The sequence below is a fragment of the Ilumatobacter sp. genome, from assembly GCF_965215205.1.
Lineage (GTDB): Bacteria > Actinomycetota > Acidimicrobiia > Acidimicrobiales > Ilumatobacteraceae > Ilumatobacter_A.
Map to the genome: position 1 here is coordinate 3,322,914 of NZ_OZ244049.1, position 24,879 is coordinate 3,347,792.

General features: G+C 71.4%; 26 protein-coding genes and 4 tRNA genes. 14 read left to right on the plus strand and 16 right to left on the minus strand.

Annotated elements, in window-relative coordinates:
• Positions 1 to 5 precede the first annotated feature (5 nt).
• The 6 genes from secE to ACOOHC_RS15510 form a co-directional block, all read right to left on the minus strand.
• A complete protein-coding gene (secE, locus tag ACOOHC_RS15485; RefSeq protein WP_420451301.1) occupies positions 6 to 308 on the minus strand; it encodes a preprotein translocase subunit SecE in 303 nt (100 codons plus the stop codon).
• Positions 309 to 392: 84 nt separating this feature from the next.
• Positions 393 to 466: transfer RNA gene (locus tag ACOOHC_RS15490), tRNA-Trp, on the minus strand.
• A 79-nt stretch (positions 467 to 545) separates the two neighbouring features.
• Positions 546 to 710: a 50S ribosomal protein L33 gene (gene rpmG / locus ACOOHC_RS15495; RefSeq protein ID WP_420451302.1), complete on the minus strand. Its 165-nt coding sequence runs from the start codon at positions 708 to 710 to the stop codon at positions 546 to 548.
• A gap of 71 nt (positions 711 to 781) precedes the next feature.
• Positions 782 to 1,966, minus strand: coding sequence for an elongation factor Tu (gene tuf / locus ACOOHC_RS15500; protein WP_420451280.1), 1,185 nt, complete (start codon positions 1,964 to 1,966; stop codon positions 782 to 784).
• Between the two features lie 42 nt (positions 1,967 to 2,008).
• Positions 2,009 to 2,085 (minus strand) — tRNA-Met (locus ACOOHC_RS15505).
• Positions 2,086 to 2,136: 51 nt separating this feature from the next.
• Positions 2,137 to 2,209 (minus strand) — tRNA-Thr (locus ACOOHC_RS15510).
• 27 nt (positions 2,210 to 2,236) lie between these two features.
• On the opposite strand from ACOOHC_RS15510, the gene ACOOHC_RS15515 reads away from it, so the two are divergent.
• Entirely contained in the window at positions 2,237 to 3,049 is an 813-nt protein-coding gene (locus tag ACOOHC_RS15515) for a GNAT family N-acetyltransferase (protein WP_420451303.1), read from the plus strand.
• A 218-nt stretch (positions 3,050 to 3,267) separates the two neighbouring features.
• A tRNA-Tyr gene (locus ACOOHC_RS15520) sits at positions 3,268 to 3,350 on the plus strand.
• A 351-nt stretch (positions 3,351 to 3,701) separates the two neighbouring features.
• Here the strand turns inward: ACOOHC_RS15520 and ACOOHC_RS15525 are convergent.
• The gene (locus tag ACOOHC_RS15525; RefSeq protein ID WP_420451304.1) at positions 3,702 to 4,028 is read right to left on the minus strand and encodes an STAS domain-containing protein; all 327 of its coding nucleotides are present in this window, start codon (positions 4,026 to 4,028) and stop codon (positions 3,702 to 3,704) included.
• Between the two features lie 254 nt (positions 4,029 to 4,282).
• On the opposite strand from ACOOHC_RS15525, the gene ACOOHC_RS15530 reads away from it, so the two are divergent.
• Together ACOOHC_RS15530 and ACOOHC_RS15535 are read left to right on the plus strand one after the other, a co-directional pair.
• The gene (locus ACOOHC_RS15530) at positions 4,283 to 5,005 is read left to right on the plus strand and encodes an ANTAR domain-containing protein (protein WP_420451305.1); all 723 of its coding nucleotides are present in this window, start codon (positions 4,283 to 4,285) and stop codon (positions 5,003 to 5,005) included.
• A gap of 21 nt (positions 5,006 to 5,026) precedes the next feature.
• The gene (locus ACOOHC_RS15535) at positions 5,027 to 5,662 is read left to right on the plus strand and encodes a response regulator (protein ID WP_420451306.1); all 636 of its coding nucleotides are present in this window, start codon (positions 5,027 to 5,029) and stop codon (positions 5,660 to 5,662) included.
• 9 nt (positions 5,663 to 5,671) lie between these two features.
• Here the strand turns inward: ACOOHC_RS15535 and ACOOHC_RS15540 are convergent, their stop codons facing one another.
• Positions 5,672 to 6,889 carry a GAF domain-containing sensor histidine kinase gene (locus ACOOHC_RS15540; RefSeq protein WP_420451307.1) on the minus strand — a complete coding sequence of 406 codons (1,218 nt, stop codon included), beginning with the start codon at positions 6,887 to 6,889 and terminating at the stop codon, positions 5,672 to 5,674.
• A gap of 98 nt (positions 6,890 to 6,987) precedes the next feature.
• Entirely contained in the window at positions 6,988 to 7,731 is a 744-nt protein-coding gene (locus tag ACOOHC_RS15545) for a Crp/Fnr family transcriptional regulator (protein ID WP_420451308.1), read from the minus strand.
• 57 nt (positions 7,732 to 7,788) lie between these two features.
• On the opposite strand from ACOOHC_RS15545, the gene ACOOHC_RS15550 reads away from it, so the two are divergent.
• Together ACOOHC_RS15550 and ACOOHC_RS15555 are read left to right on the plus strand one after the other, a co-directional pair.
• A complete protein-coding gene (locus tag ACOOHC_RS15550) occupies positions 7,789 to 8,277 on the plus strand; it encodes a YajQ family cyclic di-GMP-binding protein (RefSeq protein ID WP_420451309.1) in 489 nt (162 codons plus the stop codon).
• An 18-nt stretch (positions 8,278 to 8,295) separates the two neighbouring features.
• Positions 8,296 to 9,330 (plus strand): alanine racemase, encoded by a 1,035-nt coding sequence (locus tag ACOOHC_RS15555; RefSeq protein WP_420451310.1) that lies wholly within the window; start codon positions 8,296 to 8,298, stop codon positions 9,328 to 9,330.
• Here ACOOHC_RS15555 and egtD read toward each other — a convergent pair.
• Both egtD and ACOOHC_RS15565 read right to left on the minus strand, forming a co-directional pair.
• Complete coding sequence (gene egtD / locus ACOOHC_RS15560) at positions 9,321 to 10,373, minus strand: L-histidine N(alpha)-methyltransferase (protein WP_420451311.1); 1,053 nt, start codon at positions 10,371 to 10,373, stop codon at positions 9,321 to 9,323. The genes ACOOHC_RS15555 and egtD overlap by 10 nt on opposite strands.
• Entirely contained in the window at positions 10,370 to 10,882 is a 513-nt protein-coding gene (locus tag ACOOHC_RS15565) for an AbrB family transcriptional regulator (protein ID WP_420451312.1), read from the minus strand. The genes egtD and ACOOHC_RS15565 overlap by 4 nt, the downstream gene beginning before the upstream one ends.
• Before the next feature lie 88 nt (positions 10,883 to 10,970).
• Between ACOOHC_RS15565 and ACOOHC_RS15570 the strand changes: the two genes are divergently transcribed.
• The 4 genes from ACOOHC_RS15570 (at position 10,971) to ACOOHC_RS15585 (ending at position 15,366) form a co-directional block, all read left to right on the plus strand.
• Entirely contained in the window at positions 10,971 to 11,867 is an 897-nt protein-coding gene (locus ACOOHC_RS15570) for an LLM class F420-dependent oxidoreductase (protein WP_420451313.1), read from the plus strand.
• Positions 11,868 to 11,976: 109 nt separating this feature from the next.
• Positions 11,977 to 12,429, plus strand: coding sequence for a GNAT family N-acetyltransferase (locus ACOOHC_RS15575; RefSeq protein WP_420451314.1), 453 nt, complete (start codon positions 11,977 to 11,979; stop codon positions 12,427 to 12,429).
• Between the two features lie 119 nt (positions 12,430 to 12,548).
• On the plus strand, positions 12,549 to 14,369 hold the full coding sequence (locus tag ACOOHC_RS15580) for a DEAD/DEAH box helicase (protein WP_420451315.1): 1,821 nt from the start codon (positions 12,549 to 12,551) through the stop codon (positions 14,367 to 14,369).
• Between the two features lie 160 nt (positions 14,370 to 14,529).
• Positions 14,530 to 15,366, plus strand: coding sequence for a haloalkane dehalogenase (locus tag ACOOHC_RS15585; protein WP_420453813.1), 837 nt, complete (start codon positions 14,530 to 14,532; stop codon positions 15,364 to 15,366).
• A 21-nt stretch (positions 15,367 to 15,387) separates the two neighbouring features.
• Here the strand turns inward: ACOOHC_RS15585 and ACOOHC_RS15590 are convergent, their stop codons facing one another.
• Positions 15,388 to 16,761, minus strand: coding sequence for a hypothetical protein (locus tag ACOOHC_RS15590; RefSeq protein ID WP_420451316.1), 1,374 nt, complete (start codon positions 16,759 to 16,761; stop codon positions 15,388 to 15,390).
• 177 nt (positions 16,762 to 16,938) lie between these two features.
• Between ACOOHC_RS15590 and ACOOHC_RS15595 the strand changes: the two genes are divergently transcribed.
• The 3 genes from ACOOHC_RS15595 to aroQ all read left to right on the plus strand — a co-directional run bounded on the left by ACOOHC_RS15595 (position 16,939) and on the right by aroQ (position 18,961).
• Positions 16,939 to 17,829, plus strand: a complete 891-nt coding sequence (locus tag ACOOHC_RS15595) for an SMP-30/gluconolactonase/LRE family protein (protein WP_420451317.1) — start codon at positions 16,939 to 16,941, stop codon at positions 17,827 to 17,829.
• A gap of 11 nt (positions 17,830 to 17,840) precedes the next feature.
• Positions 17,841 to 18,452: a DJ-1/PfpI family protein gene (locus ACOOHC_RS15600; protein WP_420451318.1), complete on the plus strand. Its 612-nt coding sequence runs from the start codon at positions 17,841 to 17,843 to the stop codon at positions 18,450 to 18,452.
• A 65-nt stretch (positions 18,453 to 18,517) separates the two neighbouring features.
• Positions 18,518 to 18,961, plus strand: a complete 444-nt coding sequence (gene aroQ / locus ACOOHC_RS15605) for a type II 3-dehydroquinate dehydratase (RefSeq protein WP_420451319.1) — start codon at positions 18,518 to 18,520, stop codon at positions 18,959 to 18,961.
• 54 nt (positions 18,962 to 19,015) lie between these two features.
• Here aroQ and ACOOHC_RS15610 read toward each other — a convergent pair whose 3' ends face one another.
• The 4 genes from ACOOHC_RS15610 to ACOOHC_RS15625 all read right to left on the minus strand — a co-directional run bounded on the left by ACOOHC_RS15610 (position 19,016) and on the right by ACOOHC_RS15625 (position 22,811).
• Positions 19,016 to 19,729 carry a hypothetical protein gene (locus ACOOHC_RS15610; protein WP_420451320.1) on the minus strand — a complete coding sequence of 238 codons (714 nt, stop codon included), beginning with the start codon at positions 19,727 to 19,729 and terminating at the stop codon, positions 19,016 to 19,018.
• A 96-nt stretch (positions 19,730 to 19,825) separates the two neighbouring features.
• Complete coding sequence (locus tag ACOOHC_RS15615; protein ID WP_420451321.1) at positions 19,826 to 21,013, minus strand: RimK family alpha-L-glutamate ligase; 1,188 nt, start codon at positions 21,011 to 21,013, stop codon at positions 19,826 to 19,828.
• Positions 21,010 to 22,335: a succinylglutamate desuccinylase/aspartoacylase family protein gene (locus ACOOHC_RS15620; RefSeq protein ID WP_420451322.1), complete on the minus strand. Its 1,326-nt coding sequence runs from the start codon at positions 22,333 to 22,335 to the stop codon at positions 21,010 to 21,012. Before ACOOHC_RS15620 ends, ACOOHC_RS15615 begins: the two co-directional genes overlap by 4 nt.
• Positions 22,332 to 22,811: an ATP-dependent zinc protease gene (locus tag ACOOHC_RS15625; RefSeq protein ID WP_420451323.1), complete on the minus strand. Its 480-nt coding sequence runs from the start codon at positions 22,809 to 22,811 to the stop codon at positions 22,332 to 22,334. Before ACOOHC_RS15625 ends, ACOOHC_RS15620 begins: the two co-directional genes overlap by 4 nt.
• An 84-nt stretch (positions 22,812 to 22,895) precedes the next feature.
• Here ACOOHC_RS15625 and ACOOHC_RS15630 point away from each other — a divergent pair, with 84 nt between their 5' ends.
• Positions 22,896 to 24,872, plus strand: a complete 1,977-nt coding sequence (locus ACOOHC_RS15630) for an alkyl/aryl-sulfatase (RefSeq protein ID WP_420451324.1) — start codon at positions 22,896 to 22,898, stop codon at positions 24,870 to 24,872.
• Positions 24,873 to 24,879: the final 7 nt, after the last annotated feature.

A 24,879-nucleotide genomic window follows, 5' to 3' on the forward strand; every position in this document is an offset into this window, starting at 1 on the left:
GTCGCTCACGATGAGTAGAACCACTCGCCGATCGAACCGAACAGGTAGTCGAACCCGCCGACGAGGGCGGTGTAGACGACGACGGTCACGATCACCACGATCGAGTAGCGGGTGACCTCGGGCCGGTTCGGCCAGGCCACCTTGCGCATCTCGTCGCGCACCTCCTTGAGGTACTGACGAGGCCCGACGCGCTCTGTCGGGCGCGTCTGCTGCGGCCGCTGGGCGCGCGCCACCTTGCCCTGGTCGTCGAGCGCGCCCATCTTCTTGAGCTGTCGCTTCTGCTCTCGGTTGAGATCGTCCAGTGACACGTGGTGGGTCGCGATCCTTGATCGTGGGTGGTGGTGTTCCACGCGGCCGGTGGGACCGGTGGAGTCGTTCCCGGAGGGAACGTGCAGGGCAGGAGGGACTCGAACCCACGACCGTCGGTTTTGGAGACCGATGCTCTAGCCAACTGAGCTACTGCCCTCGGATGGGTGGACGCCAGGCTACCAGCGCCTCACGGGGACCCGCGGGTCCCCGATCGGCGGGCGCGCGGCGCCCGATCGTCAGCGCGTCTCCTTGTGGAGGGTGTGCGTGCGCTCGTTGCTGCAGTACTTCTGCATCTCCAGGCGCTCACGATCGTTCACCTTGGACTTCATCGTGATGTAGTTGCGCCGCTTGCAGTCGGTGCACTCCAGGGTCACCTTGACCCGCTTGTCGCTCTTGGCCACGACGGCCTCGCTTTCTTCGTGTCGGATCCGGGGCGCCGGCGAGCGCTGGCACCCCGCCCCTGGTCGACGGGTTACTTGTTGATCTTGGTGACGCGGCCGGCGCCCACGGTGCGGCCACCCTCGCGGATCGCGAACCGCAGACCCTCGTCCATCGCGATCGGCTTGCCCAACTCCACCGTCATCTCGACGTTGTCACCCGGCATCACCATCTCCGTCCCCTCCGGCAACTGGATCGTCCCCGTCACATCCGTCGTCCGGAAGAAGAACTGCGGCCGGTAGTTGTTGAAGAACGGCTTGTGACGACCACCCTCATCCTTGTTCAAGATGTACACCTGACCCTCGAAATCGGTGTGCGGCGTGATGCTCCCCGGCTTGCACAACACCTGACCCCGCTCGACCTGCTCCTTGTCGATGCCACGCAACAGAGCACCGATGTTGTCCCCCGCCTGACCCTCATCGAGCAACTTGCGGAACATCTCCACCCCGGTGCACGTCGTCTTCTGCGTGTCCCGCAACCCCACGATCTCGATCTCGTCACCGGTGTGCACGATCCCCTGCTCCACCTTGCCCGTCACCACCGTGCCACGACCCGTGATCGTGAACACATCCTCGATCGGCATCAAGAACGGCTTGTCCAGATCACGCTCCGGGTTCGGGATGTTCTCATCGCACGCCGCCATCAACTCCATCACCTTCTCCTGAGCATCAGCGTCCCCCTCCAACGCCTTCAACGCCGACACGTGCACCACCGGAGCATCATCACCCGGGAACTCGTACTCCGTCAGCAGCTCACGCACCTCCAGCTCCACCAACTCCAACAACTCCTCGTCGTCCACCATGTCCGACTTGTTCAACGCGCACACGATGTACGGCACACCCACCTGACGCGCCAACAACACGTGCTCACGCGTCTGGGGCATCGGACCGTCCGTCGCCGCCACCACCAAGATCGCACCATCGACCTGGGCAGCACCCGTGATCATGTTCTTGATGTAATCCGCGTGACCCGGCATGTCGATGTGCGCGTAGTGACGGTTCTCCGTCTCGTACTCGATGTGCGAGATCGAGATCGTGATCCCACGCGCCTTCTCCTCCGGCGCCTTGTCGATCCCCGCGAAATCGGTGAACTCCGCCAACCCACGATCCGACAGGGTCTTCGAGATCGCCGCCGTCAACGTCGTCTTCCCATGATCGATGTGACCCATCGTCCCGATGTTCACATGGGGCTTGTTGCGCTCGAACTTCGTCTTGCTCATCGTGTGACCTCGTTCTGGAGGGGTGTGCTTCCTGGATGGGTTTGGTAGCGGCGATCGGACTTGAACCGATGACCTTCCGATTATGAGCCGGATGCTCTGACCAACTGAGCTACGCCGCCGTGTGGCTTGTGTGTTGTGGCTCGTCGCCGGGTTGCCCCGACCACTGGTCGAGCCCTCTGTGAGAATCGAACTCACGACACCAGCCTTACCATGGCTGTGCTCTACCGACTGAGCTAAGAGGGCGGGACGACACCGATCGGAACAGGTGTCGTGAACCGTGCTGAGTATGTGGGTGGACGCTGGGTCCTCGAGGCCGCCCGGAACACGTTCCGGGGCACCCTTCGGGGCCGCATCAGCGGTGCGGACCGGGCGATGAGTGTACCGGCCACGTTCCGACAACCACCCTGCGCGATCGGGCCGGTCGCGCGGACCGACCCGGTCGCCGGCCTCCTCCGGGTCGTCGTGGAGCGCCCGCCGCCCGACCCCGCCGGGCGGCGCGGTAGCGTCGCGCCCGTGGAGAGCACGAGCGGCCCCGTGGAAGCGGGGGCGACGGTGACGACGGCAGCGGTGCGCGCATCCGCGGGGGCGCACGTCCGACTCGCCGGATCCGACGACGCCGAGGCGATGCGGTCGATCTACAACCACGAGGTGGAGAACTTCACCACGACGATGGACATGGTGCCGCGCGACCTCGACGAGCAGCGCCGGTGGATCGCGGCGCGCACCGGTGCGTTCTCGGCGATCGTCGCCGAGGTGGATGGCTCCGACGGCCCCACGGTGGTGGGCTTCGCGTCGGTCTCGCCGTTCCGCGACCGGCCGGCCTACAGCACGACGGTCGAGAGCTCGGTGTACGTCGCGCGCGACCTCGCCGGTCGCGGGATCGGGCGGGCGCTGATGGAGGTCCTGATCGAGCGGGCCGGCGATTCCGGCTTCCACTCGATGATCGCACGGATCGAGTCGTCCGGGGCGGCATCGCTCGCGCTGCACGGGGCCTGCGGGTTCCGCACGGTCGGCGTCGAGCGCGAGGTCGGCCGCAAGCACGGCCGGTGGCTGGACGTCGTCGTCATGCAGCTGCTGCTGTGACGACCCTCCCGGCGTACCCTCCCGGCGTATCGTCCCGGCGGACCGATGGGACGCAGCGGATCCGGCCGCGAGCCGACGCCGCCCGACCGAGCCGAGTCGGCGGCACGGGGTTTGCGCGACCGCCCACCAGCGCTACGATCACGCTGCCTCGTTCGACGGATCCTCGGTCGACCTCGTGTCGCTGGATCCGACGGGCGGGGACCACGAGTGCGTGGTGAGGGTCGGTGTCCGAGCGGCCAAAGGAAGCAGATTGTAACTCTGCCGGCGTATGCCTTCGTAGGTTCAAATCCTACCCGGCCCACCGAACGCTCGACCGGACGGCCCGGCTCCTCGCGAGCCGGGCCGTCGACGCAGGCCGGTGACGAGGGCCCGACGGAGCTCGTGACCGCCGTCGCCCACGACGACGTCGAGCGGCCGAGCGAGGGCGTGTCGGCCGCGCTCGGTCGTCCGCGCACGTCACCGGATGCGGCGCGCGACGAGGCCCGGCCGCCGAGCGGCGTTCGAGGGGGAACAGCCGCCCGACGCCGGGCGTGACCGGCCCGTCGGGGGGCGGACGGGCCGGAGAGGGATCGAGCGCCGTCGGTGGGACCCGAGGGATCGCCGACGACGACCGGGGGCCGAGCGGCCGGTGCGCGCACCGGTCCGTCGGTGGTCAGGCCGCCTGGGCGAGACCGGTGAGCAGACGTGACTTGCCCAGGATCCCCAGCACCTTGGCGATGGCGGGAGAGCCGATGACGGTGCGCTGGCGTTGCATCTCGAAGCGCTCGAGGACGCTCGCGCCGCGGCTGTCGAAGAACGTCACCCCGGAGAGGTCGACGACCTCGATCTGGGGATCGTCGACCACGTCGCCGAGGAGGGACGCGAAGATCGGGGCGGTGAAGGCGTCGACCTCACCGATGATCCGGACCGCGCCTTCCGAACGTTCGGACGACAGGATCGTGTCGAGGGGTCGGGGGGAATCGAACGTGGTCGTCAGCATCGCAAGCCTCCAGGGGTGTTCATCGAGCGGGAAGGCGGGCTGCTTCTCAACCGGCGGACTCGACGGTACCAATGAGTTGAGTACTAGTCAACTTGATCCATGTGTACCATGCAGTACCGTCGTTGTACGCAACCGTACGACGGCTGCGATCAGGCCCTGGCGGTTGAGCCGAAGCCTTCATCACGTACGGATTCCCACATCTCCTCGCCACACTGGGTGGCCGATACGTTGGATGCCAGTCAAAGGGGGGTTCCATGGCCAGCGAAGCGATCACCGACAAGTTGATCGAGCTCAGCCAGGTTCTTGTCGCCGACGACGGGCTCGATGCCACGCTCGGACGGGTCGCGCGCCTGTCGACGTCGCTGATCGATGCGTGCGACAGCTGCGGCGTGTCGCTGATCCGCGACGGCTCGGTGTCGACCCGCGCCGCGAGTGACGAGCGGGCCGACCGCATCGACGATATCCAGTACTCCCACGGCGAGGGTCCGTGCCTCCAAGCGATCGAGACGGGCGAGACGGTCCACGTCACGTCGTTCGCGCAGGAGGAGCGCTGGCCGCAGTTCATCGAGAGCGCTCTCGACGAGGGGATCCGAGCGTCGTACTCGGTCCCGCTGCGCGTCGAGCAGAACGTCGTGGGGTCGCTGAACTTCTACAGCATCGACGGTGCGTTCACCGACAGCGACAAGCAGATCGGCGACGTCCTCGCCTCCCAGGCCGCCGTCGCGCTGCACAACGCGCGCACCTTCAACGAGGTGCTCAACCTGGTGGACCAGCTGAACGAGGCGCTCGCCTCGCGCGATCTGATCGGGCAGAGCAAGGGCATCTTGATGGCCAACCTCTCGCTCGGACCCGACCAGGCGTTCGACGTCCTGCGCCGCGAGTCGCAGAACCGCAACGTCAAGCTCCGCGATCTCGCGGAGCAGGTGGTCTCCGGCGCGGTCGTGATCGACGGCGCCTCGGTCGACTCCGCGCCGTGAGCCGTCGGTGACGAGCCCACGATGACCGCTCACGTGGACGGCGTGCTCGTGGTCGACGACCACGCCGTCTTCGCCGAAGCCCTCTCGTCGGCGTTCGGCGCCGCTCCCGATTTCCACGACGTGCGCTGGTCGTGCGTGGCCGCCGAGGCCATCGAGGTGGCGCGCGAGCACCGCCCCGCTCTCGCCGTCGTCGACATGCGGATGCCCGACGTCGAGGGGAACGAGCTGGTCGAGGGGCTGACGGAGCTCGATCCGGCTCCCGTCGTGCTCGTGCTGAGCGTCGCCGCGGACGCACGGACCATCCTCGGCGCGTTCGAGGCCGGCGCGAGCGGCTTCCTCGGCACGCACGAGTCGTTCGAGGCCGTGATCCGAGCCTGCCGATCGGTCCTCGCCGACGAGAACCCGATCTCCGCCTCGGCCTTCTCGCGGATCCTCCCCCGCCTGCTGAAGTCCGGTTCCGATCTCACCGACCAGGAGGATCGCGTGCTGGGGTCGATGGCGGCCGGCAGGAGCAACGACGAGATCGGGATCGAGCTCGGGATCAGCCCGAACACGGCGCGGAACCACGTCTCGAGCGTCCTGCGCAAGCTCGAGAGCGACAGCCGGGCCGCCGCGGTCGACGTGGCTCGCCGGCAGGGACTGATCCCCGACCGCTGAGCCGACCGCTCAGCCGAGAGAAGACGACATCGGGATCACGACCGCGATCGTCACGCCGTCGTTCCCGTCGATCGCGAAGTGCCCGCCGGCGGCGGCGATCCGCTCCCGGATCATCCGCAACCCGAGGTGGCCCGTTCCCGAGGTGAGCGACGAGTCGGAGATCCCGACCCCGTCGTCGCTGATCGACAGGTGGAGGTCGTCACCCCTCGGCGCCAACTCGACGACGGCCCGGCTGGCGCTCGCGTGCCGCAGCACGTTGCTCAGCGCCTCGGTGGCGATCCGGTACGCCATCTCGGAGACCGGATCGGTCATCGGCAGGTTCGTGTCGTCGTGGATCACGACGTCGACCCCGGCGTCGAACAACCAGTCGGCGAAGTCCTCGATCGCCTGAGCCAGGCTGAGGCCCGTCATGTCGGGGGGGTGCAGGTCGACGATGATGTCGCGCAGGGTGCGGATCACCTCCTGCACGTCGGATTCGATCGCCTCCAGGGCATCGGCCAGGGGACCGTCCCGGCCGGCGAGGTGATCCATCCGCACCGCCCCGAGGCGGATCGACGCCGCCGCGAGGCGCTGCACGGACTGGTCGTGCAGGTCGCGGGCGATCTCGATGCGGTCGTTGTCCGAGGCGTCCGCGAGCAGCACCACGAGGTCCTCGCGGTCGAGGTCTCGACTCGCCCGCCGCAGCGCTTCGCCACCCAACTTCGCGAGCGTCAGCATGAACAGCCGCTCGACCTCGCTGAACGAGCGGGGGGCGTCCCACGCGAGTCCGACGGTCCCGCACGGGCCCGTCTCCGACAGGAGGGGCACGGCGGCCCAGGAGTGGTGGTCGTTGCGCCCGATCTCGTCAGCCAGGTGGGGGTACGGCCGGAGCATCTCGGTCCGCGACGAGAAGTACATGATCTCCCCGGTCCGCAGCACGTCGGTGAGCGGGACCGGGACGGAGCGATCGATCGTGCCCCACCGGTCGATGGTGGACGGGTCGAACCCCTCGAGCGCCATCAGTCGCAGCGGCCCGTCGGCCTCCGCCACCCCCACCGTCACCGACGGCCCGCCGTCGAGGCCCTGGAGGCTCTGGGCGATCGCCCCGACGATCTCGGGCACCGAGTGGAACTTGGCGATCGCGCTCGCCACGTCGCGCACCGCGCGCAGGGCGGACGCCGGATCGAACTCCCGGGTCGGGGGCGGCGGTCCCGCCTCGACCCTCGCATCCGTCCCCGCCTGCACCACGGGGACGGACCCTACCGTTCGGACGATGTGCGCTGTCGAACGCCGGGTGTCGCGACCTCCCCACCACCTCGAGCGCGCCGGGTGGCCCCGGTCGGTGCTCAGTTCAGCAGCTGGTCGAAGCGCTCGTTCATCACCGAGTAGCACCGGCACGCGAGGAGCTCGAGCCCGGGGCGGTCGAGCAGGCGCATCCGGCCCCGCCCGTACTCGATCAGCCCGTCGGCCTGCAGGCGCCGCTCGGCGACGTTGACCGAGGCGCGCCGCACCCCGAGCATCTCGGACAGGAAGTCCTGCGTGAGCGGGAACTCGGCGGAGTGGGCGCGGTCACCGGTCACGAGCAGCCAGCGCGCCACTCGCTGATCGACGCCGTGGAGCAGGTTGCACAGCACCTGGCGCGCGAGCAGGGACTGGTACGCCTGCACGTACTTGGCCATGAGCTGCCACACCGCGCGGTTCTCCTCCAGCAGCGCCTCGAAGCGCGCCCTCTCGAGCCGCCACGCCGAGCCGGGCACCTGGCACTGCGCGAACTCGCCGGGGAGGAACGAATCGGCCCCCAGCAGCACCGGGACCCCGATGAACCCCTCGTTGCCGACCGTCACCAGCTCGATCGGTCCGCCGTTCTCCGAGCGGGTGAGGAGGGACACCACCACCGACGCCGGGAACACGACGTGCTCGATCGCACCGTCGTCGTCGAGACGATCGAGCAGGGCGTAGTCGACGAGCTCCAGATCGCTGAACAAGGAGGCGGACGCGTCGGCGTCCAGACGGTCGAGCAGTGAGTTTCCGTAGGCCATCTCAGTCCAGACGCGTCGGGGGACCATCGAGTCGGCTGTGAACTCAACCACCGGTGACCCTAGCCGGACGAGCGACCACCGGGGGCGCCGTCGCTAACGTTCGTGCCCATGGCCAGTTTCGATGTCGTGTCCGAAGTCGACCACCAGGAGGTCAAGAACGCGATCGACCAGGCCCGTCGCGAGATCGCGAACCGCTACGACTTCAAGGGGACGGATTCGTCGATCGACCACGACGACCTCGCGATCACGCTGCACACGGCCAGCGAGGAGCGGATGACCGCCCTGCGCACCGTCGTCGAGGAGAAGCTCGTCAAGCGCGGCGTGTCGCTGCGCGGCGTCGAGTACGGCGACGTCCAGGAGGCATCCGGCGGCCGAGCCCGCCAGGTGATGACCATCGCGGTCGGGATCTCGTCGGACAAGTCGCGCGAGATCAACCGGACGATCAAGGAGAAGGGGCCCAAGGGGGTCACCAGCCAGCTCCAGGGAGACTCCATCCGGGTCAACTCGAAGAAGCGCGACACGCTCCAGGAGGTCATCGCGATGCTCAAGGCCGAGGACCTCGGGATCCCCCTCCAGTTCCAGAACTTCCGCGACTGACGGCGGCAACCCCGCGCCGTGCCCTCCGCCGAGACCGATCCCACCTCCACCGCCGCGATCCCCACCCCGGCGCTCGTCGTCGAGCGCTCCGTCCTCGACGCGAACCTGAGCGCGATGGACGCGGTGCGCCCGGGACGCGAGCTGCGCCCCCACGTCAAGGCGTTCAAGTCGACGGCGCTCGCGCGCCGACTCGCGGACGACGGGCACCCGGCGTTCTGCGCGGCGACCGTGCGCGAGCTCGAGGGGTTGGTGCGCGCCGGCGTCGGCGACGACCTCCTCCTGGCCAACGAGACGCTCGACGTCGAACGCCTCGCACGTCTCGTGGCGCTCGCCGACGACGCGGTGGCGGTCACGATCGCCGTCGACTCCGACGCCACCCTGGACGCGGCGATCGCCGCGGGCGTGCGGTCCGTGCTCGTCGACGTCGAGGTCGGCCTCCCGCGCTGCGGGTGCGACCCGGCCGACGCGCCTCGACTGGCCGAGCGGGCCCGCGGCGCCGGGATCGACGTGCGCGGGGTGATGGGCTACGAGGGGCACCTGATGATGGTGCGCGACCGCGGGCGGCGCACCGACGCCGTGGGGGCGGCGATGGCGGCTCTCGTCGGAGCGGCCGAGCAGGTGGGCGGCGACGTGATCTCGGGCGGGGGGACGGGCACCTTCGACGTCAACGAGTGGTGCACCGAGATCCAGGCCGGGAGCTACACCCTGATGGACACCCAGTACCTCACCCTCGACCTGCCGTTCGCCCTCGCGCTCGAGGTCGCGGCCACGGTCGTGTCGGTCAGCGCCAAGGGCTGGATCGTGGTCGACGCCGGGTTGAAGTCGCTCGGGATGGACCACGGGAACCCGGGCTGGGACGGCGGCGAGGTGATGTTCTGCTCCGACGAGCACACGACGCTGTCACCCCGTGACGCCTCGCGCCACCGCGTCGGCGATCGCGTCCACCTGCGGCCCGCCCACGTCGACCCGACCGTCGCGCGCCACGAGGCGATGTGGCTGGTCGACGGCGACGACGTCGTCGACCGGTGGCCGATCGACCTGCGTCACTGGTGAGGTGCCGTCGAGTCGTCCGTCGCCACGTCGGGCGCCTCGTCGGACGGGGCGTCGCGGCGGACGAGCAGGAGCGCGAAGTCGTCGTCGGGGTCGGTGTACACCCGATGGCCGCTCGCCCCGAACCCGGCCGCGGCGAGCTCGTCGAGCAGGCGCGGCGGTCGGAACTTCGACGAGATCTCGACGCGGATCTCCTCCCCGGCGGCGACCTCGAGGTCGACGCCGAGGCCCTCGATGCGCGCGGACACGTGGTCCGACGCTCGCAGGCGCATGTCGATGCGCTCCGCGCGCGGGTCCCAGAGGGGGACGTAGTCGAACCGCCCCACGTCGATGTCGCCGCCGTAGGTCGAGTTGACGTTGACCAGCGCGTTGCGGATGAAGAGCTCGGTCACGCCCTCGCCGTCGTCGTAGGCCGCGACCAGCCGGTCGGCGTCCTTCACCTGGTCCATCCCGACGAGCGCCCAGTCGCCGGGGGAGAGCGCGTCGTGCAGGTCGCGCAGGAACGCGGCCCGCTCGCCGACGTAGAAGTTCCCGAGCGTCCCTCCGAGGAACAGCACCAGGAGCGGGCCGCTCGACGCGAGCGCCGAGATCCGCGAGAGGTGGCGGGTGAAGTCACCCACGATGGGCGTCACCGTCATCTCCGGGTGGCGGGCACGGAGCATCTCGGCGGCCTCGAGCAGGGTCGCCTCGCTCACGTCGAGGGGGGCGAACGCCGTGAGGCGACCGTGGTCGGCGAACGCGTCGAGCAGGGTGCGCGTCTTGTCGCTGGTGCCCGAGCCCAGCTCGACCACGGTCGTGGCCCCCGTGACCTCGGCGATCTCCCCGGAGCGGTCCGCGAGGATCCGACGCTCGGCCTCGGTCGGGTAGTACTCGTCGAGCTCGGTGATGCGCGAGAACAGCTCGCTGCCGCGGTCGTCGTAGAGCCAGCGCGGCGGGAGGGTGCGCGGCACGGTGGTGAGCGCGCGGCGCAGCTCGGCGGCGATCTCCTCGGCGTCGCCGGTCGGCGCGTGACCCGCGACGTCGTCGGGGCGCTCGTCGTGGCTCACGCGGCCCCCGTCCCCGCGGTCCCGGCGGTCAACCAGGCGGCGACGAGGGGAGAGACCAGGACGACGACGATCACGCGCACCGTGTGGGTGGTGGTGACCAGGAGGGAGTCCGCCCCGGTGTCGGCCGACAGCGCCGCCATCTGCGACAGCGCCCCAGGGGAGGTCGCGAGGTAGGCGGTGCTCGCGTCGGTGAGACCCGCTGCGGTCATCGCCCACGCGGTGAGCGCTCCGACCACGACGAGCACGACGACCGTGATCGCGATGACGTCGACCGACGATCCGAGCTGGCGGACGGTCTCACCGGTGACCCCCTCGCCGATCGCCCAGCCGAGGGCCGCGAAGGCGGCGAAGCGGCCGGCGGCCGGGAGCTCGACGGCGTCGATGCCCGTGAGCAGGTTGACCGCGGCGACGCCGGCGACGGCACCGAGCAGCGAACCGGCGGGGACGTCGAGGCGGTCGAGGGCGAACGCGCCGACGAGGGCGGCGACGACGGTGACGATGGTGGGCATGGCGCTCCCGGGGGGTCGGCGGCACCGGGGCCACGCCGCGGCGCACCTCCCGGTCGGATCACCCGACACCGTCGCGCACGCTGGTGTGATGGGCGACACCGAGGGCGGTCTCACTACGGTCGTGGCCATGCACATCGGCGTCGCCATCTTCCCGACCGACCAGACGATCGACCCCGTCGAGCTCGCCCGCGCCGCCGAGGATCGCGGCTTCGAGTCGCTGTGGTTCCCCGAGCACTCCCACATCCCGACGAGCCGCGACACGCCCTGGGGAGGCAACGAGGGGGCTCCCCCGCTCCCCGAGTTCTACTGGCGGACGCACGACCCCTTCGTCGCGCTCGGCGCCTGCGCCGGGGCCACGTCGACGATCAAGCTCGCCACCGGGATCTGCCTGGTCGCGCAGCGCGACCCGATCCACACCGCGAAGGAGGCCGCGAGCCTCGACCGCATCTCGGGGGGCCGCTTCCTGTTCGGCATCGGCTACGGGTGGAACAAGGAGGAGATGGCCGACCACGGCACGGCCTACGGCGACCGCCGGGCGATCCTGCGCGAGAACGTGCTCGCGATGCGCGAGCTGTGGACGGAGGAGGAGGCGTCCTTCGACGGCGAGCACGTCTCGTTCCCGCCGAGCTGGGCGTGGCCGAAGCCGACCCAGGAGGGTGGACCGCCGGTCATCCTGGGCAGCGACGCCGGCCCGCGCACCGCGGCCGACATCGCCGAGTTCTGCGACGGGTGGATGCCGATCGGCGGTCGGCACCCCCTCGAGAGGTGGGACCTCGTCGTGCGGGCGTGCGAGGACATCGGCCGCGACCCCGAGACGATCGAGCGCGGGCTGTTCTTCGCGCAGCCCGACGAGAGCCGCCTCGCCGAGCTGGCCGGAGACGGGATGTCGCGAGCGGTGCTCGGTCTCCCCCAGGGCGGGCGCGACGAGGTCCTCTCGACGCTCGACGACCTCGCGCCGCTCGTCGGGTCGCTCGCCGACGCCTGATCCGTCCCGTCCCGTCGGGATCGGCGTCGCGGGCGCGGAGCCCCGAGAGTCCATCGGCTCGTCGAACGGTCGAAACACCCCCGACACGTCGCTGCCCGAAGATGGCGCGATGTCGCTCCGCATCGTCGCGATCGCCCACCCCAGCCTCGTCGACCTCGTCGACCCGTTCGTGGACTCGATCCGACGGGAGCGCCGCAGCTTCGGTCGCAGCGCCACGATCAAGCCGTTCCCGTCGCTGGTGCGCGACGTGGCCGACCCGGCGCGGACGAGGTTCGGCACGGTCGACGGCGGTCGGCTCGTCGCGATGGCCTCGATGGCCGCCGACGGCGACCTCGCGATGATCGTCGACGCCGACCGGCGCGGCGAGGGCATCGGAACGGCGATGATGACGCGGGCGATCGAGGCCGCCACGGTCGCCGGGATCGGGAGGCTGAGGATGCGATCCAGCCACCGCAGCCGACCGGTGGCGGCGCTCGCCGAGAGCCACGGGTGGACCGTCGTCGACATGGGTCGGGGGCGCATCGAGCTGTTCCTGGACGTGGCGCGCCGCGGGGTCGGCTGAGGCTCCGACGCCGGACGGCGCGCGGCGGGCCGGCACCGGTCCGGCCGACGGGGTCCGGACCGAGCGGCCTAGCCTGACGGGGCTTCGGAACGACGGGGCACGACCCCGGGACCGACGCCATGCCAGAGAACCACCACGACCGACTCGACGAGGACCGCCACGACGCGGGACGCACCGACGAGGACCGTCCCGACGACGAGGTCCGGATCGAGCCCGGTCCCGCCGACGCGACCTTCGCCGACCTCGGGTTGTCGGACGGCCTGCTCGGCGCCCTCGCCGGTCTCGGCTACACGACCCCGACCCCGATCCAGGCCGAGTCGATCCCTCCCCTGCTCGACGGGTTCGACCTCCTCGGCCAGGCCGCGACGGGGACCGGCAAGACCGCCGCCTTCGCCCTGCCGATGCTCGACCGGGTCGCCGGGGAGAGCCGGACGAAGGACCCGTTCGGACTGGTGCTGGTTCCCACCCGGGAGCTGTGCAACCAGGTGTCCGAGGCGATGCGGGAGTACGGCTCCGGGGGCGGTGCGCGCATCGTGGCGCTGTTCGGCGGGACCAACATCGCACCCCAGCTCACCGCGCTCGCCCGCGGGGTCGACATCGTGATCGGGACCCCGGGTCGCGTCCTCGACCACCTCACGCGCGGATCCCTGCAGCTGGGTGCGTGCGCGATGGTCGTCCTCGACGAGGCCGACGAGATGCTGGACATGGGCTTCGCCGAGGATCTCGAGGCGATCCTCGACGCCGCGCCGCCCGAGCGCCAGACGGTGCTGTTCTCGGCCACGATGCCGAACCGGATCGACTCGATCGCCACCCGTCAGCTCAGCGATCCGGTGCGGATCAGCATCGAGCGTGCCGCCGACACCGCGGGCACGACCCCGAAGGTGCGCCAGAGCGCGTACCTCACCCATCGCACCCATCGCGCCTCGGCGCTCGGGCGGATCCTCGACATGGAGGGTCCGGAGGCGGCGATCGTGTTCTGCCGGACGCGTGGCGACGTCGACGAGCTGACCGACACGATGAACGGGCGTGGCTACCGGGCCGAGGCGCTGCACGGGGGGATGAGCCAGGACCAGCGCGACCGCGCGATGGGCCGGCTCAAGAGCGGGGTCGCGACTCTGCTCGTCGCGACCGACGTCGCGGCGCGCGGCATCGACGTCGACCACCTGAGCCACGTGATCAACTTCGACATCCCCCAGACGGCGGAGGCCTACACCCATCGCATCGGACGGGTGGGGCGTGCCGGGCGCGAGGGGATCGCGATCACGCTCGGGGGTCCCAAGGACCGACGGCGCATCGAGGACATCGCACGCCGGACGCGCCAGGCGATCGACATCGGGACGGTGCCCTCGGTCGCCGATCTCGTCGAGCGCCGGATCGCCACGACCCGGTCCGAGGTCGAGGCGCTGCTCGACCCCGCCGCTCCCGCGAGCGAGCTCGACGCCCGGTACCGCTCCCTGGTCGAGGGCCTCGCCGAGGACCACGACCCGGTGGCCGTGGCGGTGGCGGCCGTGCGCCTCGTCCACGAGGCGACCGGTCGCACCCGTGCCGAGCAGGAGATCCCCGACACCGGCTCGCGACCCGACCGCACCCGGGACCGGCAGCGCCCCTCGGGCGGGCGCGAGCGGCGCGACGACCGCACGCCGTCACGTCGCGGCCCGGACCGTCCGCTGCGCAACCCCGACGGCACCCACCACGTCGAGGCCGGCTTCGTCAGCCTGCAGTTCAACCTCGGCCGCTCGGCCGGCGTCCGACCGGGTGACCTGGTCGGCGCGATCGCCAACGAGGCGAGCATCGACGGCAAGGACATCGGGGCGATCAAGATCAACGACCGCTCGGCGTTCGTCCAGGTCCCGGAGCGACACGCCGGCACCGTGCTGCGCAGCATGGACGGGGCCAAGATCCGCAACAAGTCGGTCCGCGTGCGGCGGGCCAACAACTGAGCCGAGCTCGACGCCGGGGGGCGTCGCGCGCCGCCGTGGTCCCGTGTCGGTCCGTCGGCCCGCGCTCTGCCACGCTGGGTCGATGGGCACCACCGCACCCCTCCCGAAGCGCCGGGTCGAGCTCACCGTCGACGCCGGAGCCGGCGCGGCGACCAAGTCGATGGCCGCCTTCGACACGGGTCGACTCGAGGGCAGCGACCGCACGATCGTCTTCCTCCACGGCAACCCCACGTCGTCGTACCTGTGGCGCAACGTCGTCGGCCACGTGTGGGACGTCGGGCGCGTCGTGGCGCCCGATCTGATCGGGCAGGGCGACTCCGACAAGCTCGACGACACCGGGCCCGACAGCTACCGCTTCGTCGAGCACCGCGCCTGGCTCGACGCCCTGCTCGACGAGCTCGACCTGGGCGACGAGGTCGTGCTGGTCGTCCACGACTGGGGCTCGGCGCTCGGCTTCGACTGGGCGCGCCACCACCCGGAGCGGGTGGCCGGGATCGCCTACATGGAGGCGATCGTGCAGCCGATCGCGTCGTGGGACGAGTGGCCGCCGAACGCCCGCGGGATCTTCCAGGGCTTCCGCTCCGACGCCGGCGAGGAGCTGTGCCTGGAGAAGAACCTGTTCGTCGAGGCGATCCTGCCGAACGCGATCATCAGCGGTCTCACCGCCGCCGAGCTCGAGGTGTACCGCGCCCCGTTCGCGCAGGTCGGCGAGGCTCGTCGCCCGACCTTGACCTGGCCACGCGAGATCCCGATCGCGGGCGAGCCCGCCGAGACGGTCGAGATCGTGCGCGAGTACTCCGAGTGGCTGGCGGCCAGCGAGGTGCCGAAGCTGTTCGTCGACGCCGATCCCGGGTCGATCCTGATCGGGCAGCAGCGGGAGTTCTGCCGCGGCTGGCCCAACCAGACCGAGGTGCGCGTCGAGGGGATCCACTTCGTCCAGGAGGACAGCCCCGACGAGATCGGCACGGCTCTCGCGGAGTGGCTCCGGACGTTCTGACCGTCGGCGAGCCGGAGGCGACTACTGGAAGCTGACGAACACGGGAGCCGGTTCGCGCTCCATCGTCTCGGCCGGGGTCGGCGTCGGCTCGTCCTCGTCGTAGAAGTTCTTCCACCCGGGCAGCGATCCGGCGGGCAGGTTGCGCACGACGCGCTCGTAGCTGCCGTTCTTCAGGAACAGCGGTCCGAAGCCGTCCATGTGGATCACGACCTGCACGTTCTCGGTTCCCTCGATCGAGGTCTTGTCGATGATCATCCCGTCCTCGAACTGGTGCACGATCAGCACCTTGCGCGGGAGGCCGTTGTCGGCGACGAGCGCGTCGAGGTAGTCGATCGTGGCGTTCACCTCGGCCGCCGTGACCGAGCCGATCTTGCCGCCTTCGGGGATCTCGTTCGGCCCGACGCGCCACTCGGGGTCGAGGGCGACCCCGACGTGGGGCTCGAGCAGCAGCTCCTCGAACTCCTGGACCTGCAGGTCGAAGCGGGCGCGCCCGGCCTGGAGGTCGAGCACCACCGCCACCCCCGCCTCGTCCGCCGCGTCGACCCACGGCTGCAGCCGCCCGACGGACGACTCGTTGGAGTAGTCGCCGTCCTCGCCGGCCTCGAACGAGGCCACCGAGGCGATGATCTCGAACGAGGGGACGACCGTCTCGGCGTAGGACTCGTACCCCGCTGCGACCTCACGGGCCCGATCGATCGACCCGTCGACCTCGGTCTCGCCGAGGACGCCGAGGGTCGAGGATCCGGGCGTGCCGTAGAGCGCCACGTACAACGTGTCGTCCTGGAAGCCGTGGTGGTCGGGGAGCACCACCGGGAGGGCCGGCCCGATCAGCCCCGTCGGCTCGGTCGTCTCCTCGACGGACCCCTCCGGCGAGGACGCATCCGGCGAGGACGCACCCGGTGCCGACGCACCCGGTGCCGAAGCGTCCGGCGACGACGCATCCGGTGTCGAGCCGACCGCGACCGATCCGCCCGTGGCGGAGCCGACGGCGGTGCCGTCGAGCGAGCCACCGGACCCCCGGACGGGGTCGCTCCCGGTCGCGACGTCGGTGACGGACGCCGAGCCGCTCGGATCGCCGCCGTCCCCCTCGACCGTCCCGTCGACGCCGACGGTCCCGGAGCTGGGCTCGGCGGCCGAGCCTCCGGGGATCGCGCCGCCCCCGTCGCCCGCACCGGGCTCGGCCCCCGCGATGGTCGCGGTCTCGTCGGACGACGCCACCCCGGTGATCAGCACGGCGGCACCGGCGAGCACGGCGATCGCGACGGCACCCGCCACGATGCGCCGGAGCGCGTAGTTCGGCTCCTCGGCCGGCTCACCGGGGAGGCGGATCGGTCGGTGGTGGGCGCGGCGGGGCGCGTCGGGATCAGGGCTCAGCAGCGGGTCGTCGGTCGACATCGAGCTCCACCTCCTCTCGACACGACGTGCGATCGTAGACCGCAGCGCGTCGTGACCGGGCGCGCCGAGTGACGGTCCATGTCCAGCACGCTATGGCGCACGTCGCCGCGATGCCCCATCCACGTCCACGGCCCGGCGAGCGCGACGGCCGCCGCGACGACGGCTACGGTCACGGCGATGGACGACGCGACCCAGCACCACGCCGACTGGACGACGGTCATCGCGGGGATCGACTTCGGTGAGGCACCTCGCTGGCACGACGGGCGGCTGTGGTTCAGCGACTTCTTCCAGGGCACGATCTCGTCGGTGGAGATCCACCCCGACGGCTCGGGCACCCGCCACGTCGAGCTCCGCTACGACGGACGGCCATCGGGGCTCGGGTGGCTGCCGGACGGTCGTCTGCTGTTCGTGTCGATGGACGATCGGCGGGTGATGCGCGTCGAGGCGGACGGATCGGTCGTCGAGCACGCCGACCTGAGCTCGGTCACCGGCGGTCCGGCCAACGACATGGTGGTCAGCTCGTCGGGCGTCGCCTACGTCGGCAACTTCGGCTTCGACTTCGAGGCCGGCGAGTCCGTCACCACGACCACGCTCGCGGTCGTGCGACCCGACGGGAGCGTCGTCGCCGACGCCCACGAGCTGCTCTTCCCGAACGGGATGGTGCTGACCCCCAGCGAGAGCACCCTGATGGTCGCCGAGACGTTCGGCGGTCAGTTCACGGCGTTCACCATCGCGCCGGACGGGTCGCTCACCGAGCCGCGGGTGTGGGCCGAGGTCGAGGGGACCGCCCCCGACGGGTGCACCCTCGACGACGAGGGCGGGGTGTGGTTCTCCGACGCCGTCGGCCGCCAGGTCGTGCGCGTGATCGGTTCCGGTCGCGTCGACGACCTGTCCACGATCCGCATGGGGACCCCGGACAACACCTACGCCTGCGCGCTCGGCGGCGACGACGGGCGCACCTTGTTCGCCCTCCTGGCCCAGGACGCGAGCCCCGACGTCGTGTCCGGGACCGCGACGGGATCGATCGTGTCGACCCGCGTCGACGCTCCCCTCGCCGGGCACGGCTGAGCTCTCCGCGCGTGCCCACCGGATTCGGGCTGCTCCTCTTCGACGGTGTCGAGGAGCTCGACTTCGTGGGGCCGTGGGAGGTGTTCACCGCGTCCTCGATGCTGCGGGTGGACGACGGCGGACCCGCCGACACGATCGTCACCATCGCCGAGCACGATCGTCCGGTGACGTGCGGCAAGGGCCTGCGGGTGCTCGCCGACCACACGTTCGACGACCACCCCGACCTGGACGTCGTGCTCGCCCCGGGCGGCTTCGGGACCCGCACCGAGGTCGACAACCCGGTCCTCATCGACTGGCTGCGCGGCGTCGCCTCGTCGTGCGACTGGGTCACCGGCGTCTGCACCGGCTCGCTCCTGCTCCACGAAGCGGGCCCCGGCCGCGGCCGGGAGCTCTGCACCCACCGGCGCTTCGAGGACGCGCTCGAGGCCCGGGGTGACTGCACGGTCGTCCGGGACCGGCGCTGGGTCGCCGACGGGAACGTCGTCACCAGCCAGGGCGTGTCGGCCGGCATCGACATGGCGCTCTGGCTGGTCGGGCAGATCCACTCGCCCGAGCACGCCCGTGCGACCCAGCGCTACATCCAGTACGACCCCGCACCTCCGTACTCCGACGTCACGACCTGACGGCGGCCGTCGATCGGCTCACCGCCGTCCCCGGGCGGCGCACGGGCGCCGCGTACGCTCGGCGGATGGCGCGCGAGATCCTCGTCCTCAACGGTGCGAACCTCAACCTGCTGGGCACCCGCGAACCGGAGGTCTACGGCGCCGACACCCTCGACGACATCGTCGACGAGCTGAGCCGGATCGCCGCCGACAGCAGCTACGACGTGCGGGCCGTCCAATCCAACCACGAGGGCGAGCTCGTCGACGCGCTCCACGACGCGGCCCGGCGCGAGACCGCCGGCGTCGTGCTCAACCCCGGCGCCTACACGCACACCTCGATCGCGCTGCGCGACGCAATCAGCGGCACCGGCCTCGCGGTCGTCGAGACCCACCTGTCGAACGTCCACGCACGAGAGTCGTTCCGGCAGACGTCGTTGATCAGCGCCGTGTGCCTCGGTGTCGTCGTCGGGTTCGGCCGCACGAGCTACCGCCTCGCGCTCGACGCCCTGATCTCGCACCTCGACGACTGACCGCCCTCGCTGCGGCCGCGGACGCCCGACCCGGCGCGGCCGGCCGACGGGGGATCAGCGCAGCCCGACGACCAGCGCGATCGCGAGCACCGCGATCGCCAGGGCGGCCGCGACCGCCGTGCGAACGACCGCGCCGCTCCCCGAGCTGAGCGACGGGAGCCGTGCGACCCGGTCGCGGTCCGCGAGCACGACGTCGGCGGCCGACGGCGGGGGCAGCAGCTGCGGCTCCGCCGACGCGGGGGTCGCGATCTCGCGCACCGGGCGCGACACCGGCGGTCGAGCGACGGGGACCGCCGCGATCGACGGCACCGCCCACGACAGCGGCTCCGTCGACGCGCGGTCGGGAGCGCGCAGCTCGTGCACGGGTTCGATGGTCGACATCGACGCCGCACGTCCCGGATCCCACGGAGCCGCGAGCTCCACGGACCCGGCGGCCGCCGACCGGGCCGTCGGCGCGGGCCACGGCGAGAGCACGCGCATCGACACCGGCAACCCCAGGGGCGGACCCCACGGGTGGGCGGCGCCGGGCGGCGCCCAGCCGGGGTCGGGCGCCGCGACGATCGGGGCGGGCTCGGGCGTCGGCGGACCCCATCGAGGTCCCCGGGCTGCGCCGCGGTCCGGTCGCGGCGGCGCGAGCGGCCTCGACGGGGCGATCGAGGGCGGATCCCAGCTCGAGCTGCGACGGTCGAGACCCGACGAGCCCGCCTCGCGCACGGGGGGAGCCGGCGGTGCCGTCCCACCGAGGCGCAGCAGACGAGTCGGTCCCATGCGCCCACGATCCTCACAGAACCGTCGCTCGCCCTGGTGGATGCCCGTCGGGCGCGACGGGCCCACGCTCCGACACGAGCGGCGACGGGGGCGAGATCAGTCGGACAGCGCGTCGTCGGGGAGGCGGCGCACCTTCGCGCGACGCTTGCGGCGCGCCGGGATCATGTCGCGCATCTCGTCGAGCTTGCCGAAGCACAGCAGCCGGTCGTTCGCGACGAGCTCGCGCGACGTCTTCGGGTTCGGGATGACGACGTTGTCGCGGTGCAGGGTGAGCACCGTGACGTCGCGCTCGCGCAGACCCGAGTCCGCGATGGTGGTGCCCACCAGGTCGGCTCCCTCGCGCACGAGCAGCTCGGCGACGCCGTACCCGGTCGACACCGAGAGCCGCTGGCGGACGTCGAGCTCGGGGAACGCGACCTGGTTGTCGATGTGGTCGACGATCGCGCCGGCGATGTCGAGGTTGGTCGCGCGCTCGATCCCCTCGAGGCCGGGCGAGGAGTTGACCTCCATCACCAGCGGCCCCTCGTTGCCCTCGAGCATGTCGACGCCGGCGACCCGCAGGCCCATGATCTGCGCGGCGCGCACGGCCGTCCGCTCGTACTCCTCGGACAGCTCGACCGCCTCGACCGAGCCGCCGCGGTGGACGTTCGAGCGGAACTCGTCACCCTGCGCCGTGCGTCGCATCGCCCCCACGACGCGGTCGCCCACGACGAGCGCGCGGATGTCGCGACCCTTGCTCTCGGCGATGAACTGCTGGATGAGCACGTTCTGCCTGGTCGACTGCAGCGTCTCGATGATCGCTTCGGCGACCTTCTTGTCCGGGGCCAGGATCACCCCGATCCCCTGGGTGCCCTCGAGCAGCTTGATCACCACGGGGGCGCCTCCCACGAGCTCGATCGCCGGGAGCACGTCGGCCTTGTCGCGCACGAACGAGGTCGCGGGCATGCCGATGTCGTGGCGGCTGAGGATCTGGGTCGCGCGCAGCTTGTCGCGCGAGTTCGCGATCCCGTTCGCCGTGTTCGGGGTGTAGACGTCCATCTGCTCGAACTGGCGGACGACCGCGGTGCCGAAGTAGGTGATCGACGCCCCGATCCGCGGGAGCACCGCGTCGTAGTCCGACAGCTGCCGACCCCGGAACTGGAGGTCGGGGTCGCCGCTCGAGAGGTCGATCGCGAAGCGCAGCGTGTTGAGCACCTTGCACTCGTGGCCGCGCTCGAGGGCGGCGGTCTTCAGGCGGTGGGTGCTGTACGCGCCGGGTGAGCGGGAGAGGATGGCGAGCTTCACGGGTGCGCCTCCGTTTCTGTCGGATCGGGCGGGTGCGCCCCGGGCGGACGGGTGGAACGGGCCGATGTCGCGATCCCGGCGCGCTCGGGTTCGACCGGCCGCTCGGACGACTCGACGGGACCGTCGGACGGCGAGCCGACGATCTCCGCGATGTGGATGATCGCGTCGCCCTGGTTGACCAGCGGCTGCTGGGTGTGGCCGATCACCATCCCGCTGCGGCTCGCTCGCGTCCGGCTCAGCCGCCGCCCGACCGAGTCGCGCACCGTCGCGATCACGTCGCCGCGCTCGACGTGCTGGCCGAGCTCGACATCGAGCAGCGCGATGCCGCTGCGTCGCACCCGGACCCACCCGCTGGAGCGGCTCTCGGCCGGCACCGGGGTCGCGAGCGCGCCGTCGAGGCCGACAGGGGTGTCGGTCGGCGAGGTCATCCCCAGCCGGGCGAGGACGCGCCCGACGCCCGCGACGCCCGCCTCGATCGCGAACCTGTCGAAGCGCCACGCCTCGCCGCCCTCGTAGAGCAGCACCGTCGAGCCGGTCGAGGTCGCGGCGGCGCGCATCGAGCCGTCGCGCAGCTTGGCGTGCATCATCAGCGGCGCACCGAACGCGATCGCGAGGTCCCGGGTGCGCGGGTCGTCGAGGTCGGCGCGGATCTGGGGCAGGTTGGTGCGGTGGTCCGAGCCGGTGTGCAGGTCGATCCCGACGTCGCAGCGATCCACGACCTCGGTGATGAACAGGTGGGCGAGGCGAGCGGCGAGCGAGCCGGTCGGCGAGCCGGGGAACGAGCGGTTCAGGTCGCGCCGGTCGGGGAGGTAGCGGTCGCCGTTGAGGAACCCGTGGACGTTGACGATCGGGACGGCGACGATCGTCCCCGCCAGGGAGGTCGCGTCGACGTCCGCGAGGGTGCGCCGGATGATCTCGACGCCCCCGATCTCGTCGCCGTGCACCGCTGCGCTGAGCCAGACGACCGGGCCCTCGTGGCGGCCGTGGACCACGTTCACCGGCAGCGAGATCTGGTTGCCGGTGACGAGGCGGGCGATCGGGATCTGGCCGATGTCGGAGCGGCCGGCCGCCACCTCGACGTCACCGATCGCGAAGGCCGGCCGGCGCAGCAGACGGTGCCGCCGGCGCCGCGTGACCGGGGGGTGCGTCGCGGTCACCGGGTCGATCACGGACGGGTCCGGGCTCGTCGCCTCGACGACGCCGACGTCGTCGGCACGGTCCGCGCCCCCGTCGCCGACGCGCCCGGCTCCGACGCCGCTCGCCCCGTCGCCGTCGCTCGCCGACGTCGTGCGCACCGGGTCGACCGGCCGTCCGTCGCTCATCGTCGCCCCCGGTTGCGGCGACGGGTCACGAGATCGGGCCGACCCGACAGGTACGACGACCCGGGATCGACCAGGTACCGGCCCTCCATCGCCTCCCGGCCGAGCAGCATCCGGAAGCCCATGTCGTCGCGACGGGTGAGCGTCAGCTCGATCCGGTGCGGGCCGCCGCCGAGGTCGATCGTCGCGAGCACGACGGGGCGCACGGAGCGGTCCCCCGACGAGCTGGTCACCTCGCGCTCGTCGAGCAGCGGCACGACGACGGCGACGCCGTCGTCGTCGTCCACCTGCCACGGGTGGACGGTGAAGCGTGCCACGCGGCCGTCGGTGTCGTCGACGATCGCCAGGTCCCCGGCGTGGAGCGCCGAGGTGCGCGCCCCGGTGTCGACCTTCGCCTTCAGGGCGTCGATCCCCCAGTCGGGGAAGGCGATCCACTCCCGCCAACCGATCGTCGTCGGGGAGGGAGCGGGTCCGAGCACGGCGCCGACGATACGCCGAAGCGGGCCACTCGGTCGCCGATCCCTCCTTCGGCCCCCGTCGGGCGCGTCTGCTGGACTGGCGCGATGAGCGACGACCACGCCGAGGCACCCTCCGACGGACCACGCCCGGCGACCGAGGCGACCCGGCGTCGCAACTCGGCCGCCGTGGTCGACTTCGACGACGACGTCGACCTGGCCGGCGCCGAGCGCGGTCTCGTCGCCCAGCACCCGACCGGGCGCATCGAGCGCGACGGCCGGCCGGTGTGGGACATCGCCCACCACGACTTCCTGCGCTACTCGCCCGACGCCCCCGACACCGTCCATCCGGGGCTGTGGCGACAGGGCCGGTTGAACGCGATCCACGGCCTGTTCGAGGTCGCCGACGGGGTGTGGCAGGCGCGCGGCTACGACCTCAGCAACATCACCTTCATCGCCGCCGACAGCGGGTGGCTGATCATCGACCCGCTGACCGCGCAGGAGTGCGCGGCGGCGTGCCTCGCGCTCGCGAACGAGCACCTCGGCGAGCGACCGGTCAGCGCGGTGATCTACACCCACAGCCACCTCGACCACTTCGGGGGGATGCTCGGCGTCACGACGCGCGAGGCCGTCGAGCGCGGCGACGTGCGCGTCATCGCCCCCGAGGGCTTCATGCACGAAGCGGTCGGCGAGAACGTCCTCGCCGGGCCGATCATGGGGCGCCGGTCGATGTACCAGTTCGGTCCGCTGCTGCCGTTCGGGCCGCGCGGCCAGGTCGACGCCGGGCTCGGCAAGACCGTGCCGCTGGGGACGTCGGCGCTCGTCGCACCGACCGAGACCATCCACGAGACGGGCACCGAGCTCGACGTGGACGGGGTGCGGATCGCGTTCCAGAGCACCCCCGACGCGGAGGCCCCGTCGGAGATGAACTTCTTCTTCCCCGACAAGCGGCTGCTCTGCATGGCGGAGAACTGCACCCACACGCTGCACAACCTCTACCCGATCCGCGGGGCTCAGGTGCGTGACGCGCTGGCGTGGAGCAAGTACATCCACGAGGCGCTGCGGATGTGGGGCCCGTCGACGGACACGATGTTCGCGAGCCACCACTGGCCGCGCTTCGGGACCGACGACGTCGACGCCTTCCTCCGCCTGCAGCGCGACGTGTACCGCTGGATGCACGACCAGACCCTGCGTCTCGCCAACCACGGGCGCACCCCCGACGAGATCTCCGAGGAGCTGTCGTCGCTCCCCGACTGCTTCGCGTCGCAGTCCCACGTGCAGGGCTACTACGGCACCGTGTCGCACAACGTCCGTTCGGTCTACGACCGCTACCTCGGGTGGTACGACGGCAACCCGGCCAACCTCCACCCCCACCCCCCGGTCGAGGCCGGGCGCCGCTACGTCGAGATGATGGGCGGGCCCGACGCCGTCGTGCGCGGGGCGCGCGAGGCGTTCGACGGCGCCGACTACCGCTGGACGGTCGAGGTGCTCGGGCACCTGATCTTCACCGACCCCGAGCACCGCGAGGCCCGCGCCCTGTCGGCCGACGCGATGGAGCAGCTGGGCTACCAGTCCGAGTCGAGCACGTGGCGCAACGCGTACCTGATGGGCGCCCACGAGCTGCGGAACGGCACGATCCAGCTCGGGCGCGGCGGGCCGCCCGCGCTCGCGAGCGGGATGACCGGCGAGCAGATGATCGACATGATGGGGACCCGCTTCGACCCGGCCGAGCTCGACCGCGACACCGTGTCCGTGGCGTGGACGATCACCGACGTCGATCCCGTCGAGGTCACGGCCCCCGGTGCCCCGGGCGCGGCGGACGGCGCTCCCGCCGTCGACGGGTCACGCACCCACCGCATCACCGTCGAGAACGACACCGTCCACCACGACCCGGGGGCCACCGAGGCCGACGCGGTCGTCGAGCTGACCCGTGACGCGCTCGTCGAGGTCATCGCGTACCCGGAGCGACTCGACGAGCGGATCGACGACGGCACGATCACCCTCGCGTCGGGCGACCGGGCGGCGGTGGCCGATCTGCTCGGGTCGTTCGACACCCACGTCAGCGCTGCGCTCGTCGAGCCCTGACCCGGCG